Genomic DNA, 17,122 nt, shown 5'->3' with positions numbered 1-17,122 from the left:
CGACATCTCGGCGCGGCGTCAGATCTCGCCGAATCCCTGTTCCACCAGTCGCCTGACGTAATCCACGGCCTTGGATGAATCTTTCCCCCAAGCCTCGACCTTGAGCTTGCCGCCCTTGCCCACGGCGAGGCTCATGAGCTCCATGATGGAGGTGCCATCAACGCCGTTTACAGTTGCCTCCACATCCAGGCCGGCAAGTCCGCCAGCAATTTTGGCCGCAGGCCTGGCGTGCATTCCCATGGGGTTTACGAGCTCGAACTCACCGCTTTCCGCCGGTTCGCCCCTGCCTTGGGATCCTGCCGGCCCCGCCGTCTCAAAAACCGGCTCCTGACCGAAACGGACCGCCTCGGCGGCGGCTTTCACTGCGGCCGCCGGGGCACCACCCTGGGTGGCCACCGCGGCGGCAACCAGGCCCTCAACCAAGGGAGCGTCGGCAAGGAGGACCTTTTCCGGCTCGCTGCAGAACTCGGCCGCTGATTCTGCCGTCATAACGGCCGAACCTAGATCCGTCAGGACCACCACGCCATCCCCTGAAGCCTCCCCGATTCCTGCCTCGAATGCGGCGATCGTTTTCTCCAGGTCGGTGCCTATCCGGCCATCATCCGTGCCGCCGACGGCGTAGAACTTCACATCGGTAGCCATCTGCGCAGCCAACTCCACCGCACCTTCCGCGATTTTCCGGCTGTGCGAGACCACCACCAAGCCCACCGTCATTCAGCGGCCCCTTCAGGGAAACCCGCAGCTGTAGCGGCTGCGCGCAACAACAGGGCGGAAGACGCAGCCCCGGGATCGCGGTGACCTGCGCTGCGTTCACCGAGGTAGCTTGCGCGCCCCTTGCGGGCTACCAACGGATCTGTCGTGACGGCACCAACCTCGGCAGCCTCGGCCGCCGCAGCCAACACCGCCACAGCATCTCCACCGGCAACGAGGACCTCGTCCGCCGCTTCCACAGCCGGAGACCAGGCATCCACCATGGTTTTATCGCCGAGCTCCGCCTTGCCGCGGGCAACAATTCCGTCCCGAGCAGCGGTCAGTGCTCCGGCGAGCGCTGCCGCGTCAATGTCTGCGTTTTCTCCCAGCGCCGTGGCCGCCCGGAGGTACGCGGTTCCATATAGCGGTCCGGCTGCCCCGCCCACTTTGGACATCAGCGCCATCGCAGCCAGCTTCAGGGCTGCGCCAGGTGTCTCGGGCGGAGTCTGGGCAAGTTTCTCCATGACAGCCTGGAATCCCCGGTCCATGTTTTCACCGTGGTCGGAGTCGCCTATCGCACGGTCCAGCGCAATCAATTCCTCCCGATGCTCGGACATGAGCCGAGCGGAGAGGGTCAACCATTGGACCGCCCATTCGACCCCCAGGCCCACTGTTACATCCCCCAACGCAGGGCCGGAGTGTGGACGGGTGCGTCCCAGAGGGCGGTCAGTTCGTCATCGAGCCGCAGTACCGAGATGGAGCAGCCTTGCATCTCAAGCGACGTGACATAGTTGCCTACCAGTGAGCGCTCCACTTTGGCTCCTCTTTCCGCGAGGATCTGGGCCGCCCGGCGGTAGACAATGTACAACTCACTGAGGGGCGTACCGCCCATTCCGTTGACGAAGAGCAGCACCTCTTCACCGGCCTTGATCCCGAGGTCCTCCAGGACAGGGTCCAGGAGGCGGCTGGTGATGGCGTCGGCGCCCTCCATCGCGATCCGGTGCCTGCCTGGTTCACCGTGAATACCAATGCCGATTTCGATTTCATCGTCAGCGAGCTCAAAGCTAGGCACCCCGGCATGCGGCACGGTGCAGCCGGACAAGGCGACGCCCATGGTGCGCACGTTCCGGACAACCCCCTCCGCCACCCCCGCGACAGCTTCCAACGAATCCCCACGCTCCGCTGCCGCGCCGGCAATCTTTTCGACCAGCACAGTGCCCCCCACGCCGCGACGGCCTGCCGTGTACAGGGAATCCTCCACCGCGACGTCGTCGTTAACAAGGACGGAGCGGACGCTGATTCCTTCAGCCTGGGCCATCTCTGCCGCGGTCTCGAAGTTCAGCACGTCACCGGTGTAGTTCTTCACGATGTGTATGACGCCGGCGCCTGAATCGACTGCGGCGGTCGCCGGAATGATCTGGTCAGGAGTGGGCGAGGTGAACACGGCACCCGGCACGGCGGCGTCGAGCATTCCGTGCCCCACAAAGCCGGCATGAAGCGGCTCGTGGCCGCTCCCACCTCCCGACACAAGCGCCACTTTGCCGGCCACGGGCGCTCCTTTTCGAACGACGAAGATGGGGTCCGTATGGACGTCCACGAGATCGGCATGGGCCATGCCGAAACCCTCGACAGACTCGTCCACCACCGAGCGGGGATCGTTGATGAGCTTTTTCATGGCGCGCTCCTGGGGCGTTGCTGGTAGGTGATTTGACCCTACTACCAGCGCCTCGGGCACGGTAGGGGACGGTCCGTATGTGGAGAGTCCGGAACCCGGAAACGCAGAAGGGACAACCCCCAATGGTTGTCCCTTCTGAAAAACCTTCCGGCATCCGCCCGGTCAGTGAGGCGGCCCGCCCACCGTCAAACGACCGATGCCGAAGTCTTGGGGTGTTGCTTCTTTGGCCATCGAGTCGGGCCAAAGATCCGCGCACCCGGACCGCATGCAACCCCCGGTCCCCCGCTTGCGCGACTCCGGTGTGGCGCCGGGACGCGGCATGTCGATTTGGAAACCTGAAAAGTCCGGAAACATAACGTGGTACTTCATTTCTCGCCTCCACAGTATGGTTGGCCCGCCGCAACCGAGCCTCAACTAGTTTATCCATCAAGTTGATATACGTAAAGGGTTGCGGACCAAGACGTCCAGGAACCGAGGAGAAGAAGGGAGCTAAAGGACCTTGATCATGCGGGTATTGCCCAGGGTATTGGGCTTCACCCGGGCCAGATCGAGGAACTCGGCCACGCCTTCGTCATGGGAACGCAGCAATTCCGAATAGACCTGGGGGTCGACGGCGGTCTGGTCTGCCATGACTTCGAATCCGTGGCGCTTGAAGAAGTCCACTTCGAACGTCAGGCAGAAGACACGCGCAACCCCCAACGCCCGGGCGTCCTCCAGGAGCTGCTGGACAAGGACATGGCCCACGCCCTTGCCCCGCCACTTGTCGTCGGCCGCCAAAGTGCGCACCTCGGCCAGGTCCTCCCACATGACGTGCAAGGCACCGCAACCGATCACCTCGCCGTCGGACGATTCGGCGATCCGGAACTCCTGAAGGCTCTCGTAGTAGGCCACGGTCTCCTTGGCCATCAGGATTCGCTGCTCCGCCAGAGGCGCTACAAGCCGCTTGATCGCGGCAACATCGCTGGTGCGGGCAGGGCGGATACTGAAGGTCGAAGTCACAGCCCCAATCTTACGAGGCGAAAGCCGCCTAAAGTCCCAGGTCCTCAGGAACAGGAACCTCCTGCCCGAGTACCTGCCTGGCCAGGAAGTGCTCCACGACGCCGTACCAGACCTTGGCGTGCTGCGGCTGCAGGATCCAATGGTTCTCGTCAGGGAAGTACAGGAAGCGGTGCTGGGTCTCGCCGTTCTCATCGGCGGGCAGCCCGGAACTGGAAAGCAGTTCGTACCAAAGCCTCAGGCCCTCGCCGATCGGCACTCGGTAGTCCTTGTCACCGTGGATCACCAGCATGGGTGTCTTGATCTTCCCGACATGGAGATGGGGCGAGTTGTCCAGCGCCATCTCTGCGGTCATTTCCTTGAGCCAGTACTGCGAAGCGTCCGTTGTGGGCCCGAACTGGTCCATGGCCCACAAACTGGCGTGCGTCACGATCGCCTTGAAACGATCCGTGTGCCCGGCCACCCAGTTGGCCATGTATCCGCCGAACGACCCACCCATGGCGGCTGTCCGCGTCTGGTCAATGTCGGGCCGCTGGACCACTGCATCGGTGATGGACATGAGGTCCGTATACGGCGCCTTGCCCCATTCGCCCCAGCCGCGCTGGATGAATTCCTGGCCGTACCCCGTGGACAGTGCCGGGTCCGGCAGAAGCACGGCATACCCCTTCGACACGAGCAGCCATGGATTCCACCGCCAGGTCCAGGCATTCCACGAGCCCAACGGCCCGCCGTGGATCCACAACAGCAAGGGCGCCGGATTCGCATCGGACGCGCCTTCCGGGAGCGCAAGGTAAGCCGGAACCCTCGACCCATCAGCAGCGCTCGTCTCCACCCGTTCCAAGGCGCCTTTGATCCTGGGGCGATCAGCGGGTGCGGGGAGCCGCTCGACGTCGCCCGAGGCAAGATCGATCCGAACCGCTTCCGCCGGGAATTCATACGAGCTGCGCAGCGCGAACGCACTCTGCCCGTCCGGCGAAACCACGACGTCGGTGTACGCCGCCGCGTCCTGCGTCACCCTGGTGACCGTACCGTCTGCGACGGCGACCCGGAAGACCGGCGTCGCGCCGTCGTCGTCGGCTGTGACGAGGAGCGAGTGCCCGTCCGGCAGCCAGGCTGCGGGGTTGCCCCAGCGGTCCCAAGCGGGCGCGAGGGGCTCCAGGTCAAGGGTTTCTCCCGCCCCGACGTTCAAGAGGTGGAGTTTGACCTGGGGTGCCTGCCCGGGAGTACTGTCGCTTTCGCTGACTACCGAGAGCATGTTGTTGTCACGGCTGACCGGGCCCGGGAAATAGCTCATTCCCTCATGGTCAAGGAGCACCTTGACCGAGCCGGAGGCCACATCGACAGCGGCGAGCACAAAGCGAGTGTCGGCGTTCGCGAGCGGCTTGGCCAGGCTCGTATAGATCGTCTTGCCGTCCGGGCTGACCACCGCGTGGGTGTTGCGGAGGTTGCCGCCGACGTCGGGCGTCAGATTGCGCAGTTTCAGGGGCGCGGTTGCGTCCACGGTCGCGGGCTTCCCGGACTCAGCTGCGCCTCCGTTTTCCACGGCGAACAGCCTGGGCTGGGCCGGCCCCAGATCTGCGTCCCAGTAACGCACCGGGTAGCCGGTGTGCAGAATGGCCGCTACCTTGTTGTCCTTGCGGCTCTTGCGCCGCTCCTCGTCATTTTCCTCATCGGTGGAACCGGCAAGGACCGAGGCCGTCACGAACGTTGCGTCCGCGGCTGACGCGGCCATGACGCCCCCGATGCCGCCGGCGCGGGAGTGCACCACCCGGGCCTCACCGCCGTCGGCAGGCAGGAGCCACAACGCGCTCACGGGATCCGCTTCGGGACTGTCCGGATCGGGCCGGGCTGAGGTGAAGTAGAGGTCACCGTTGGCAGCAAACACCGCGCCGGTTTCTCCCTTGGCGCTGCGGGTGATGCGGCGGGCGTGCTTCTTTCCGGCAGGATCAAGCTCCCAAAGGGCCGTGACGTATTCAGTGCCCTTGGCGTTGAGCGTGGAAACCGTAGTGACCAGGCGGCTTCCGTCCGCGCTGAGAGCCAGACCGCCGACCCGGGGAATGGCCAGGTAGTGGTCGAGATCGTGGAAAGGAGTTTCGGGTTGTGTGCTCGGGGTCTCTGAGGCATTCGAATCCATGCTCTGATTCAACACGTAATGTGCCGCAGATCACAAAAGGTTCACTAGGAGTGAAACACTTATTTCAGATATTCACCCAACTGGCTCGCATTTGTTGTCGTTATGGCCGCTCAAAACGACAACAAATGCGATCTACTTGGGTCGGGCTAACGCAAAAACCCCGCCCGCTCCTTAGGGGAGCGGGCGGGGCCCTTGAGTCGGCGGAACCGGAACCTAGGCGCTCGGAGCGATCTCCGGGATGCGCGGCTTGGCATTGCCGGCAAAGGTGAACTTTGCCTCGTCGCCTTCGCCGTCCACGTCGACCACCACGATGTCACCGGGGTGCAGTTCGCCGAAGAGGATCTTCTCGGAGAGCTGGTCCTCGATCTCGCGCTGGATCGTGCGGCGCAGCGGCCGGGCACCCATGGCGGGATCGTATCCCCGGGTCGCCAGGAGGACCTTGGCGGCCGTGGTGAGCTCGATGCCCATGTCCTTGTCCTTCAGGCGGCCCTCGAGGCGCGTGACGAACAGGTCAACGATCTCGATGATCTCGTCCTGCGTGAGCTGCGGGAACACCACGACGTCGTCAACACGGTTGAGGAACTCGGGACGGAAGTGCTGCTTGAGCTCCTCAGTGACCCGGGCCCGCATCCGGTTGTAACCGGTGGTGGTGTCCGTGCCGGACTGGAAGCCCGTTGCGACGCTCTTGGAGATGTCGCGGGTACCCAGGTTGGTGGTCATGATGATCACCGTGTTCTTGAAGTCCACCACCCGGCCCTGGGAGTCGGTCAGGCGGCCGTCCTCCAGGATCTGTAGCAGCGAGTTGAAGAGATCGGCGTGGGCCTTCTCCACTTCGTCGAAGAGCACCACGGAGAACGGACGGCGGCGGACCTTCTCGGTCAGCTGCCCGCCCTCTTCGTAGCCGACGTAGCCCGGGGGAGCACCAAAGAGACGCGACACCGTGTGCTTCTCGGAGTACTCGGACATGTCCAGCGTGATGAGGGCGTCCTCTTCACCGAACAGGAATTCGGCCAGGGCCTTGGCGAGCTCGGTCTTGCCGACGCCGGTGGGGCCGGCGAAGATGAACGAGCCACCCGGACGCTTGGGGTCCTTCAGGCCTGCGCGTGTGCGACGGATAGCCTGGGAGAGGGCACGGATGGCCTCGTCCTGGCCGACGACCCGCTTGTGCAGCTCGTCTTCCATCTTGAGGAGACGGCTGGATTCTTCCTCGGTGAGTTTGAACACCGGGATGCCGGTGGAGTTCGCGAGAACCTCGGCAATCAGCTCCTCGTCCACCTCGGAAATATCGTCCATTCCGCCGGACTTCCAGCTGCGTTCCTTCTCGGCACGCTCGGCAATGAGCTTCTGCTCCTTGTCGCGCAGCGATGCGGCGCCTTCGAAGTCCTGGGCGTCAATGGCCGATTCCTTCTCCATCTTCACTTCGGCAATGCGCTCATCCATGGCCTTGAGCTCCGGCGGAGCCGTCATGCGGCGGATGCGCAGCCGAGCGCCGGCTTCATCGATCAGGTCGATCGCCTTGTCCGGCAGGAAGCGGTCCGAGATGTAGCGTTCGGCCAGCGTTGCGGCAGAGGCAAGCGCGCCGTCAGTGATGGTCACCCGGTGGTGCGCCTCGTAGCGGTCACGCAGGCCCTTGAGGATCTCGATCGCGTGCGCGACGGAAGGCTCCTTGACCTGGATCGGCTGGAAGCGGCGCTCCAAGGCGGCGTCCTTCTCAATGTGCTTGCGGTACTCGTCCAAGGTGGTGGCCCCGATGGTCTGGAGTTCACCACGGGCCAGCATCGGCTTGAGGATGGACGCGGCATCGATGGCACCCTCTGCAGCTCCGGCACCCACGAGCGTGTGGATCTCGTCAATGAAGAGGATGATGTCGCCGCGGGTCCGGATTTCCTTCAGGACCTTCTTCAGGCGCTCTTCAAAGTCACCACGGTAACGGGAGCCGGCAACAAGGGAACCGAGGTCAAGCGTATAGAGCTGCTTGTCCTTGATGGTCTCCGGCACGTCTCCGCGGACGATCGCCTGGGCAAGGCCCTCGACGACGGCGGTCTTGCCGACGCCGGGCTCACCGATCAGCACTGGGTTGTTCTTGGTCCGGCGGGAGAGGACCTGCATGACGCGTTCCATCTCCAGCTCGCGGCCGATCACGGGATCGAGCTTGTTTTCCCGCGCGGCCTGGGTGAGGTTGCGGCCGAACTGGTCCAGCACCACCGACCCGGCCGGGGTGCCTTCCTGTTGGCCCGGGCCTGAGCCGGGACCGGCAGTTTCTTTGCCCTGGTAACCGGAAAGCAGCTGGATGACCTGCTGGCGGACGCGGTTGAGGTCGGCGCCAAGCTTGACGAGGACCTGCGCGGCAACGCCTTCACCCTCGCGGATGAGGCCGAGCAGGATGTGCTCGGTGCCGATGTAGTTGTGGCCGAGCTGCAGGGCTTCCCGGAGCGAGAGCTCAAGCACCTTCTTGGCGCGCGGGGTGAAGGGGATGTGGCCGGACGGGGCCTGCTGGCCCTGGCCGATGATCTCCTGTACCTGCTCGCGGACGCCATCGAGCGAAATGCTCAGGGACTCCAGCGCCTTGGCGGCAACGCCCTCACCCTCGTGGATCAGACCCAAGAGGATGTGCTCGGTACCGATGTAGTTGTGGTTGAGCATGCGTGCCTCTTCTTGGGCAAGCACAACAACGCGACGGGCACGGTCCGTAAATCTCTCAAACATTTCGCCACACTCCTAGCTACGACGTACTTTGATGCTACGTGGCAACGCTGGAATTTTGGGGCGTGTTCGCCACAGGGGAAACATGGCCGCACCGGGAATAAGTCCGGTCAACTCGTCCGCGGACCCCGGGATCACGGCGGAGACCGAATCCAGGGGTTCCACGGTCACGCTGCGCATCCGTCGATACCCCCGCGAGCCGGCCGGCCGCCGTCGTTCTTCGCGGCAACGTGGTGACTGTCCACCGGATATGCCCAGTCGGCTCCAAACCTTCCCGGGAATAGTGGCACCATGCTGCCAAACGACATCGTTATCCCGGCGAGCCGGGCGGTTAAATGACAATACCCCGGCCGCAGGGCCGGGGTATTGATACTTGGTGTCAGGAATTGGCCTTCTGGTAGGCTTCCTGAATTTCGGCCTGAATGCGGCCACGGCTGTTTACGGTATAACCGTTGTCGCGCGCCCATTGACGGATCTGTGCGGAGTCCTGGTTTCTCCCTGCGGCAACGCGGCTACGCGTTGCACGGCCAGTCGATGTCTTGCGCGCCTTAGCGACAAATGGCCCAAGAGCGTCCCGCAGCTTCGCAGCGTTGGCACTGGACAGGTCCATTTCGTAACTGACTCCATCAAGGCCAAAGCGGACAGTTTCATCCGCAGAGCCCTCATCCAGGTCGTCAACGAGGATAATTTTGACTTTCTGTGCCATGAAAAGACTCTCTTTTGGAGGGGTCGGATATGCAGAATAGCTAGACTACTAATTAAAGATTATCGTCCAGCGCAAGGCACCCCGTCAAAGGCTCCGTCAAAGGCATCCTCAAAGGGATCGCCAAAGACACTATTAAATCGTCAGGAGCGGCCGGAGAAAGAGCTATTTGGCAGGGGTTGAGCCGTCACCCGCCGGCTTGGCAATTCCGAATCCGGCTTCTTCCTGGGCGCGGGCTTCTGCTTGGCGCTCTGATTTGTCCGCGTTGAAGATAGCCTTCATGGCAAACCAAAAGAGCAGCCCGACAACGACGGACGGTGCAAGAACGGCAATGTATTCCATGGTCAGTGCCCTTCGGGCTTGAGGAGTGGGAACAGGATGGTTTCCCGGATGCCTGCTCCGGTGAACAGCATGACCAAGCGGTCGATGCCTAGGCCGATGCCGCCCATGGGCGGAGCGCCGTACTCGAGGGCGCGCAGGAAGTCTTCATCCAGCTGCATGGCCTCGACATCGCCGGCTGCCGAACGACGCGACTGCTCGGTGAGGCGTTCGCGCTGGATGACGGGGTCGATCAGTTCGGAGAAGGCCGTGCCGCGTTCCATTCCGCCGATGATGAGGTCCCAGGCCTCAATCAGGCGGCCGTCCTCCCGATGCGGCCGGGCAAGGGGCTGCGCGGAGGGAGGGTAGTTGTAGACAAAGGTCGGGTTGAGCAGCGTGGGTTCGACGATCTCGCCGAACAGCTCTACGACGAGCTTTTCGGCGTCCCACTTGGGATCCACCTTGACCTCGTGCTTGGCGGCAATCGCCTGCAGTTCCGCCACCGTGGTGTCCGGAGTGATCTCCTCATCGATCGCCTCGGAGAGCCCCGGGTAGACGGCAACCCAGGCCCATTCGCCGTCGAGGTCGATCTCTCCGGCGTCAGTCTGGATGGTGCGGGTGCCCACGACGTCGGCGACGTTAAGGATGATTTCCTTCATGCGCTCGGCCATGACGAACTGGTCCGCCCACGCCTCGTAGCATTCCAACGTGGTGAATTCGGGGCTGTGCGTCGAGTCGACGCCTTCGTTGCGGAAGACGCGGCCCATGTCGTAGACGCGGTCGATTCCGCCCACAACGGCGCGCTTGAGGAAGAGCTCGGTGGCGATACGCAGCGTCATCTTCTGGTCGAAGGCATTCATGTGCGTCTCGAACGGGCGGGCCGTGGCACCGCCGTGAACGAGCTGCAGGATGGGGGTCTCCACTTCCACATAGCCGCGGCGGTCCAGGGTGTCGCGGACCGAGCGGGTAATCGCTGCGCGGGTGTAGACCATTTCCCGGGCTTCGTCGCGGACCATGAGGTCCACGTAGCGCTGCCTGACACGGGTTTCCTCATTCAGCTCGGCGTGCAGCACCGGCAACGGGCGCAAGGCCTTGGAGGCCATGGACCAGGAGTCGGCCATGACGGACAGCTCGCCACGCCTGGAGGAGATGACTTCGCCCTTGATGAAGACGTGATCTCCGAGGTCCACCAGCGCTTTCCAGTCCGCGAGGGTTTCCTCGCCGACATTCGCGAGGCTGAGCATCGCCTGCAGGCGCACGCCCTTCCCGTCCACACCGCCCTCCTGGAGGGTGGCGAAGCAAAGCTTGCCCGTGTTGCGCACGAACACGACGCGGCCGGTGATGCCCACGACGTCGCCGGTGGTTTCGTCAGCCTGGAGATGGGCGTACTTCTCACGGATCTCGGCAAGGGAATGCGTCCGCTCAACACCCACCGGGTAGGCCTCGGTGCCGCGCTCAATCAGCTTGCTGCGCTTTTCCATGCGGATGCGCATCTGTTCGCTGGCGTCGGCTGGCTCGGCGGCGGTGTGCGGGGATGGGGTGTTTGCGGAAGTCACAATCCACAAGTTTACCGGGGATTCCTTAGAGTTCCCTATCTTCCCCTCCCGCCCCCGCGGCAACATAGACTCGGGCTGTGGAGACATGGACAGTTGAAACGGACGACGACGGCGGGCACCTCGAGGTGCACTCCTTCCGGCCGGCAGCCGAGGCGTCCATTCCCGGCGCTTCGAGCGCTATGGAGGAGCCCGGCGTCGTGCTCGTTCACGGCACCTTGGTGACCGATTCCCTTTACTGGCCATTCGCCCGGAACCTGAGCGTCCTGCTTGGCCGGCCGGTGCACTCCTACAACCGGCGCGGCCGCGGCCGGTCGGCACCTCAGCCGCCCGGTTACTCCGCTGCGACGGAGACCAGCGACTTGCTTTCCGTGATGGAAATGAGCGGATCCACCGATGTTGTTGGCCACAGCTATGGCGGATTCGTCGCGCTCCAGGCGGCGCTGCGCGCACCAATTTCCCGTCTCGTCACTTACGACGCCGCGGTTTCCCTCTCCGGCAACTTGAACGGGCGCTGGCGACCACAATTGGAAGAGGCCGTCACCGCGGGCCAGCTCGACAACGCCTGGGCGCATTTGGTCCAGGGGCTGGGCACGGCCGGCCCGATTTCCTATTTGCCGCTCGGGGCTCTGCGGGTGATCAGCATCCTCTCCGCCAAGACGAGGCTGGGATCCGAGATGCGGGAACTCCTGCCGACGGCGGTGTTGGAGATGCGCGCGATCATTGACGCCGACTCGCATATCCAAGACTATGCGGAGTTGAAAACGCCAACGCTGATGCTGAGTGGCGGGTGGAGTCCGGCGTACTTTGCCAAAACCGGCCGGCAGCTGGCAGCTGCCATACCGGCGGTGGACTTCTCGGTAGTCCCACTCCAGTTCCACGAGGGTCCCCTCCGGCCGGGCAAGCAGCTCGCTGTGAGGATTGCCCGCTACCTGGCACAAGGCGCCGTCACCCTAGGATGAAGCGGTGATAGAACGTGAGGTCCCCACCCCCGACGGCGGCAAGCTCGCCTTGTACAGTTATGGCTCGGTGGATGCTCCGGGAGAGCGCCGCGTGTTGCTCATCGGGGGCGCATTCCTGACCGCGCTCATCTACAGGCCTTTTTCCATGGCGCTATCCAACGGGCTCGGCGAAGGTTGGGCAGTCGACGTCTACGATCGCAGGGGCCGCGGCAGCTCGACGGAACTACCCGCAAACTACTCCATGGCCACGGAGATTGCGGACGTGCGGAGCATCATGGACGCCACAGGCGCCAGGAACCTCCTTGGCCACAGCCTTGGCGGATCCGTGGCACTGAACGCCGTGCAGGAGTTTGCGGGGACAAGCTACGAACCTGACAAGCTTGCCGTGTACGACGCTGCCGTGAACATCGACGGGAGCAGGGACATGGGCTGGTTGGAAGGCTTTGCCGAATCCGTGGATAGCGGAAACATAGGGCGTGCCATGGCCAGGATGAAGAGGGGCATGCAGCCTGGCACCGCCTTGGCGCGAATCCCGGAGCCCATCCTGGCCGGACTCATGGCTCTCGTTTCCCACACCAAGGTCAACAAGGTCCTCAGGGGACTCATGCCAACGGGCGTGGCAGAACTCAAGGCCGCCTACGACGAAGCTGCGCGCCCGCGGGACTTCTCCGTCCTACCCCGAAGCACGCGATTTATCGTGGGCAGCAAAAGCCCCGAATACTACAAGGTCACGGCGGAGCGGCTATACGCAGCCGTCCCCGGAAGCACGCTGGTGGTATCGCCGAAAGGCTTCCACGGATCCATTCCTGCCGCGGTCAAGGAACTCGTGACGGACATTTCCAGCTATTTCAAGGACTGACGGAACCCCGCGGCTCCGTTAGGCTCGAAGCATGACGCGCGAGAACATCACAACGGCCGACGGCGGAACCCTCGAGCTCTTCACGACGGGTGGTGAGCTTGCCGATGGCGGCTCCGGCGTCGTCGTCGTGCCCGCCTCGATGGTGACCGCCGCAGACTACTCCAAGTTTGCCCAGAAACTCAGTGCCGCCCTTGGCCGCCCGGTGCACACCTTCAACCGCCGCGGCCGTGGAGAATCGTCGCCGCAGCCCGAGGACTACACCCTCGACGTCGACATCCGGGATCTTTCCGAAGTCATGAAGCACACGGCCAGCACCGATGTCTTCGGCCACAGCTTCGGAGGCGCAGTGGCCCTGCACGCGGCGCGCACGCTGCCGGTGGAACGCCTGGCGGTCTACGACCCCGCAGTCTCCGTCAACCACAGCGTGAAGGCCGAGTGGACGAGCGAATACGAGCGCGCGACGGCGGCTGGAGACTTTGACCGCGGGCTCGCCGTGCTCGTGAAGGGCGTCGAGACCGAGGGCGCCTTCGCGCGGATGCCGCTGTCCATGCTGACACTCGTCACCAAGCTGACGTCGGGCACTCCCATGGGCAAGCAGATGCGTGAGCTCATGCAGGCCGGCGTGCGTGAGATCAAGGCAGTCATCGCCGCGGACATGCCCGCAGAACCGTTCCTTGAGCTGCCGTTGGAGACGCTCATCGTGGTCGGGGAAAAGAGCCCCGCGTACTTCGGTGTGGCGTGTGGCCAGATCCACGACGTCCTGTCCGGATCGAGCTACACCATCCTGCCCGGCCACGGCCACGACGGAGTGATCCGCGCACCGGACAAGCTCATCGCCGAGCTCTCCGACTTCTTCTCGGGCTAAACGCCGGCTCACATATGCCGGGCTTTGGCGGGACGCCGGCTCACAAATAACCGGTTCTGACCGGACGCGAGCTCACTTTTGCCCGGTCCGGGCGGGACGCCGGCCGGGGTGTGTTGTGGGTGTTAAATGGGTCGGGCCCCGGCACGTGTGTGTCGGGGCCCGGCCGTTAATGGTTGTCCGGCGGTGTCCTACTCTCCCACACCCTCCCGGGTGCAGTACCATCGGCGCTGTGGGTCTTAGCTTCCGGGTTCGGAATGGGACCGGGCGTTTCCCCCACGCTATGACCGCCGTAACCTTGTTACCCGTCCCCGCACGGGTGCGGGGTGGGAAGACTGGTGGTTACAACTGTGGTGTTGTTATTCAGTTGTGGTTTGTTCCGGAACGGGTTGTTGTTCGGGAACCACATAGTGGACGCAAGCAGTGATCGTGTTTGTGTGGTGTAAGTTGTCGGCCTATTAGTACCGGTCAGCTTCAACAGTCTTTAGTCCTGTCTTCCACATCCGGCCTATCAACCCAGTGGTCTGGCTGGGGGCCTCTCACACACGAGGTGTATGGAAATCTCATCTTGAAGCGAGCTTCCCGCTTAGATGCTTTCAGCGGTTATCCCATCCGAACGTAGCTAATCAGCGGTGCACTTGGCAGTACAACTGACACACCAGAGGTTCGTCCGTCCCGGTCCTCTCGTACTAAGGACAGCCCTTCTCAAATTTCCTGCGCGCGCAGCGGATAGGGACCGAACTGTCTCACGACGTTCTAAACCCAGCTCGCGTACCGCTTTAATGGGCGAACAGCCCAACCCTTGGGACCTACTCCAGCCCCAGGATGCGACGAGCCGACATCGAGGTGCCAAACCATGCCGTCGATATGGACTCTTGGGCAAGATCAGCCTGTTATCCCCGAGGTACCTTTTATCCGTTGAGCGACGGCCATTCCACAATGTACCGCCGGATCACTAGTCCCGACTTTCGTCCCTGCTTGAGATGTCTCTCTCACAGTCAAGCTCCCTTGTGCACTTACACTCGACACCTGATTGCCAACCAGGCTGAGGGAACCTTTGGGCGCCTCCGTTACTTTTTAGGAGGCAACCGCCCCAGTTAAACTACCCATCAGGCACTGTCCCTGACCCGGATCACGGGCCGAAGTTAGATGTCCAAAGTGACCAGAGTGGTATTTCAACGATGACTCCACCCGAACTGGCGTCCGGGCTTCAACGTCTCCCACCTATCCTACACAAGCCACTCCGAACACCAATACCAAACTATAGTAAAGGTCTCGGGGTCTTTCCGTCCTGCTGCGCGTAACGAGCATCTTTACTCGTACTGCAATTTCGCCGAGTTTATGGTTGAGACAGCGGGGAAGTCGTTACTCCATTCGTGCAGGTCGGAACTTACCCGACAAGGAATTTCGCTACCTTAGGATGGTTATAGTTACCACCGCCGTTTACTGGGGCTTAAATTCTCAGCTTCGCCTTGCGGCTAACCGGTCCTCTTAACCTTCCAGCACCGGGCAGGAGTCAGTCCGTATACATCGTCTTGCGACTTCGCACGGACCTGTGTTTTTAGTAAACAGTCGCTTCCCCCTGGTCTCTGCGGCCCCGATCCCCTCCCACCAGCAAGTGGTGTTCAAGGTTGGGGCCCCCCTTCTCCCGAAGTTACGGGGGCATTTTGCCGAGTTCCTTAACCATAATTCTCTCGATCGCCTTGGTATTCTCTACCTGATCACCTGTGTCGGTTTGGGGTACGGGCGGCTGGAACCTCGCGCCGATGCTTTTCTAGGCAGCATAGGATCACCGGATCCCCCCATGACGGGGGTCCCATCAGATCTCAGGAACGTCATCAAAGACACAGCGACGGATTTGCCTATCGCTGACCCTACATCCTTAGACCGGGGCAACCATCGCCCGGCCCGGCTACCTTCCTGCGTCACACCTGTTAATACGCTTACCTCCCGGGATCAGGTCCCGCGCTCGGCCAAAACCCGCACACCACAAGGGTGATTGGGCAGGCTCCGGGCGGTTAGTATCCCCCGCTTGGCATGGGCGGTCCTTCGCCGGTACGGGAATATCAACCCGTTGTCCATCGACTACGCCTGTCGGCCTCGCCTTAGGTCCCGACTTACCCAGGGCAGATTAGCTTGACCCTGGAACCCTTGATCATTCGGCGGACGGGTTTCTCACCCGTCTTTCGCTACTCATGCCTGCATTCTCACTCGTGTAGGCTCCACCGCTGGTTTACACCGCGACTTCACCGCCCACACGACGCTCCCCTACCACTCCAGACGACTGAACCACGAAGGCTTGTCTACTATCTGAAATCCACAACTTCGGCGGTGTACTTGAGCCCCGCTACATTGTCGGCGCGGAATCACTTGACCAGTGAGCTATTACGCACTCTTTCAAGGATGGCTGCTTCTAAGCCAACCTCCTGGTTGTCTTCGCAACTCCACATCCTTTCCCACTTAGCACACGCTTAGGGGCCTTAGTTGGTGGTCTGGGCTGTTTCCCTCTCGACTATGAAGCTTATCCCCCACAGTCTCACTGCTGCGCTCTCACTTACCGGCATTCGGAGTTTGGCTGACGTCAGTAACCTTGTAGGGCCCATCGGCCATCCAGTAGCTCTACCTCCGGCAAGAAACACGCAACGCTGCACCTAAATGCATTTCGGGGAGAACCAGCTATCACGGAGTTTGATTGGCCTTTCACCCCTACCCACAGCTCATCCCCTCCATTTTCAACTGAAGTGGGTTCGGTCCTCCACGACGTCTTACCGTCGCTTCAACCTGGCCATGGGTAGATCACTCCGCTTCGGGTCTAGATCACGCCACTACACTCGCCCTGTTCAGACTCGCTTTCGCTACGGCTACCCCACACGGGTTAACCTCGCGACGTAACACTAACTCGCAGGCTCATTCTTCAAAAGGCACGCCGTCACCAGAATCAGACTGGCTCCGACGGATTGTAAGCACACGGTTTCAGGTACTGTTTCACTCCCCTCCCGGGGTACTTTTCACCTTTCCCTCACGGTACTGGTCCGCTATCGGTCATTAGGAAGTATTTAGGCTTATCAGGTGGTCCTGACAGATTCACACGGGATTTCTCGGGCCCCGTGCTACTTGGGATCCTCTCCAGGCGGCACACAACATTACGGTTACGGGGCTAACACCCTCTCCGGCCGGCCTTTCAAGACCGTTCACCTATGTCCATGCTCTCACCCCACCGGTCCGGCAGAACCAGTACGGAAAGTCCCACAACCCCGCCCATGCAACGCCCGCCGGCTATCACACATGGAACGGTTTAGCCTCATCCGCGTTCGCTCGCCACTACTAACGGAATCACTCTTGTTTTCTCTTCCTGCGGGTACTGAGATGTTTCACTTCCCCGCGTTCCCCCCACGCACCCTATGTGTTCAGATGCGGGTCACCAGATCACGCAAAACGCGTCTGGCGGGGTTTCCCCATTCGGACATCCTGGGATCACCGTTCGGTTATCAACTCCCCCAGGCTTATCGCAGATTCCTACGTCCTTCTTCGGCTCCTAATGCCAAGGCATCCACCGTGTGCCCTTAAAAACTTGACCACACAAGATCAAAAAACTTCTCGAGAGAACCAGACCCCCCACAAGGAAGGGCCGGGTTCATAAAAAGAAATTGCTGTAAGACACACACAC

At 62.2% G+C, this 17,122-nt stretch carries 12 protein-coding genes and 2 rRNA genes; 3 read left to right on the top strand and 11 right to left on the bottom strand.

The annotated features are described in order from the left end of the window. Positions 1 to 18 precede the first annotated feature (18 nt). The 9 genes from dhaM to lysS form a co-directional block, all read right to left on the bottom strand. On the bottom strand, positions 19 to 714 hold the full coding sequence (gene dhaM, locus LFT47_RS00610; protein WP_236814123.1) for a dihydroxyacetone kinase phosphoryl donor subunit DhaM: 696 nt from the start codon (positions 712 to 714) through the stop codon (positions 19 to 21). After that, entirely contained in the window at positions 711 to 1,361 is a 651-nt protein-coding gene (gene dhaL / locus LFT47_RS00605; RefSeq protein WP_236818239.1) for a dihydroxyacetone kinase subunit DhaL, read from the bottom strand. The genes dhaM and dhaL overlap by 4 nt, the downstream gene beginning before the upstream one ends. A gap of 2 nt (positions 1,362 to 1,363) precedes the next feature. After that, positions 1,364 to 2,365 carry a dihydroxyacetone kinase subunit DhaK gene (gene dhaK, locus LFT47_RS00600; RefSeq protein WP_236814121.1) on the bottom strand — a complete coding sequence of 334 codons (1,002 nt, stop codon included), beginning with the start codon at positions 2,363 to 2,365 and terminating at the stop codon, positions 1,364 to 1,366. A 489-nt stretch (positions 2,366 to 2,854) separates the two neighbouring features. Continuing rightward, positions 2,855 to 3,364 (bottom strand): amino-acid N-acetyltransferase, encoded by a 510-nt coding sequence (locus LFT47_RS00595; protein ID WP_236814119.1) that lies wholly within the window; start codon positions 3,362 to 3,364, stop codon positions 2,855 to 2,857. 28 nt (positions 3,365 to 3,392) lie between these two features. Further along, positions 3,393 to 5,495, bottom strand: a complete 2,103-nt coding sequence (locus LFT47_RS00590) for a S9 family peptidase (protein WP_236814117.1) — start codon at positions 5,493 to 5,495, stop codon at positions 3,393 to 3,395. A 213-nt stretch (positions 5,496 to 5,708) separates the two neighbouring features. Next, positions 5,709 to 8,201, bottom strand: coding sequence for an ATP-dependent Clp protease ATP-binding subunit (locus LFT47_RS00585; RefSeq protein WP_236814115.1), 2,493 nt, complete (start codon positions 8,199 to 8,201; stop codon positions 5,709 to 5,711). A 376-nt stretch (positions 8,202 to 8,577) separates the two neighbouring features. Then, positions 8,578 to 8,904, bottom strand: a complete 327-nt coding sequence (locus tag LFT47_RS00580) for a histone-like nucleoid-structuring protein Lsr2 (protein WP_236814113.1) — start codon at positions 8,902 to 8,904, stop codon at positions 8,578 to 8,580. A 162-nt stretch (positions 8,905 to 9,066) separates the two neighbouring features. Further along, complete coding sequence (locus LFT47_RS00575; RefSeq protein ID WP_172465751.1) at positions 9,067 to 9,243, bottom strand: hypothetical protein; 177 nt, start codon at positions 9,241 to 9,243, stop codon at positions 9,067 to 9,069. 2 nt (positions 9,244 to 9,245) lie between these two features. Then, complete coding sequence (lysS, locus tag LFT47_RS00570; protein ID WP_236814111.1) at positions 9,246 to 10,775, bottom strand: lysine--tRNA ligase; 1,530 nt, start codon at positions 10,773 to 10,775, stop codon at positions 9,246 to 9,248. A 77-nt stretch (positions 10,776 to 10,852) separates the two neighbouring features. Between lysS and LFT47_RS00565 the strand changes: the two genes are divergently transcribed. The 3 genes from LFT47_RS00565 to LFT47_RS00555 are packed head-to-tail and all read left to right on the top strand — an operon-like array spanning position 10,853 to position 13,458. Beyond that, complete coding sequence (locus tag LFT47_RS00565) at positions 10,853 to 11,734, top strand: alpha/beta fold hydrolase (RefSeq protein ID WP_236814109.1); 882 nt, start codon at positions 10,853 to 10,855, stop codon at positions 11,732 to 11,734. A 4-nt stretch (positions 11,735 to 11,738) separates the two neighbouring features. Continuing rightward, positions 11,739 to 12,593 carry an alpha/beta fold hydrolase gene (locus tag LFT47_RS00560; RefSeq protein ID WP_236814108.1) on the top strand — a complete coding sequence of 285 codons (855 nt, stop codon included), beginning with the start codon at positions 11,739 to 11,741 and terminating at the stop codon, positions 12,591 to 12,593. Between the two features lie 31 nt (positions 12,594 to 12,624). After that, on the top strand, positions 12,625 to 13,458 hold the full coding sequence (locus tag LFT47_RS00555) for an alpha/beta fold hydrolase (protein ID WP_236814106.1): 834 nt from the start codon (positions 12,625 to 12,627) through the stop codon (positions 13,456 to 13,458). 175 nt (positions 13,459 to 13,633) lie between these two features. On the opposite strand, the gene rrf is transcribed toward LFT47_RS00555, so the two are convergent. Together rrf and LFT47_RS00545 are read right to left on the bottom strand one after the other, a co-directional pair. After that, positions 13,634 to 13,750: ribosomal RNA gene (rrf, locus tag LFT47_RS00550) — 5S ribosomal RNA — on the bottom strand. Between the two features lie 142 nt (positions 13,751 to 13,892). Further along, positions 13,893 to 17,032: ribosomal RNA gene (locus tag LFT47_RS00545) — 23S ribosomal RNA — on the bottom strand. Between the last annotated feature and the right edge of the window lie 90 nt (positions 17,033 to 17,122).

It is taken from the genome of Arthrobacter sp. FW306-2-2C-D06B (genome assembly GCF_021789175.1).
In the GTDB taxonomy this organism is placed as follows: domain Bacteria; phylum Actinomycetota; class Actinomycetes; order Actinomycetales; family Micrococcaceae; genus Arthrobacter.
This window is presented reverse-complemented; position numbering and strand designations above follow the sequence as displayed.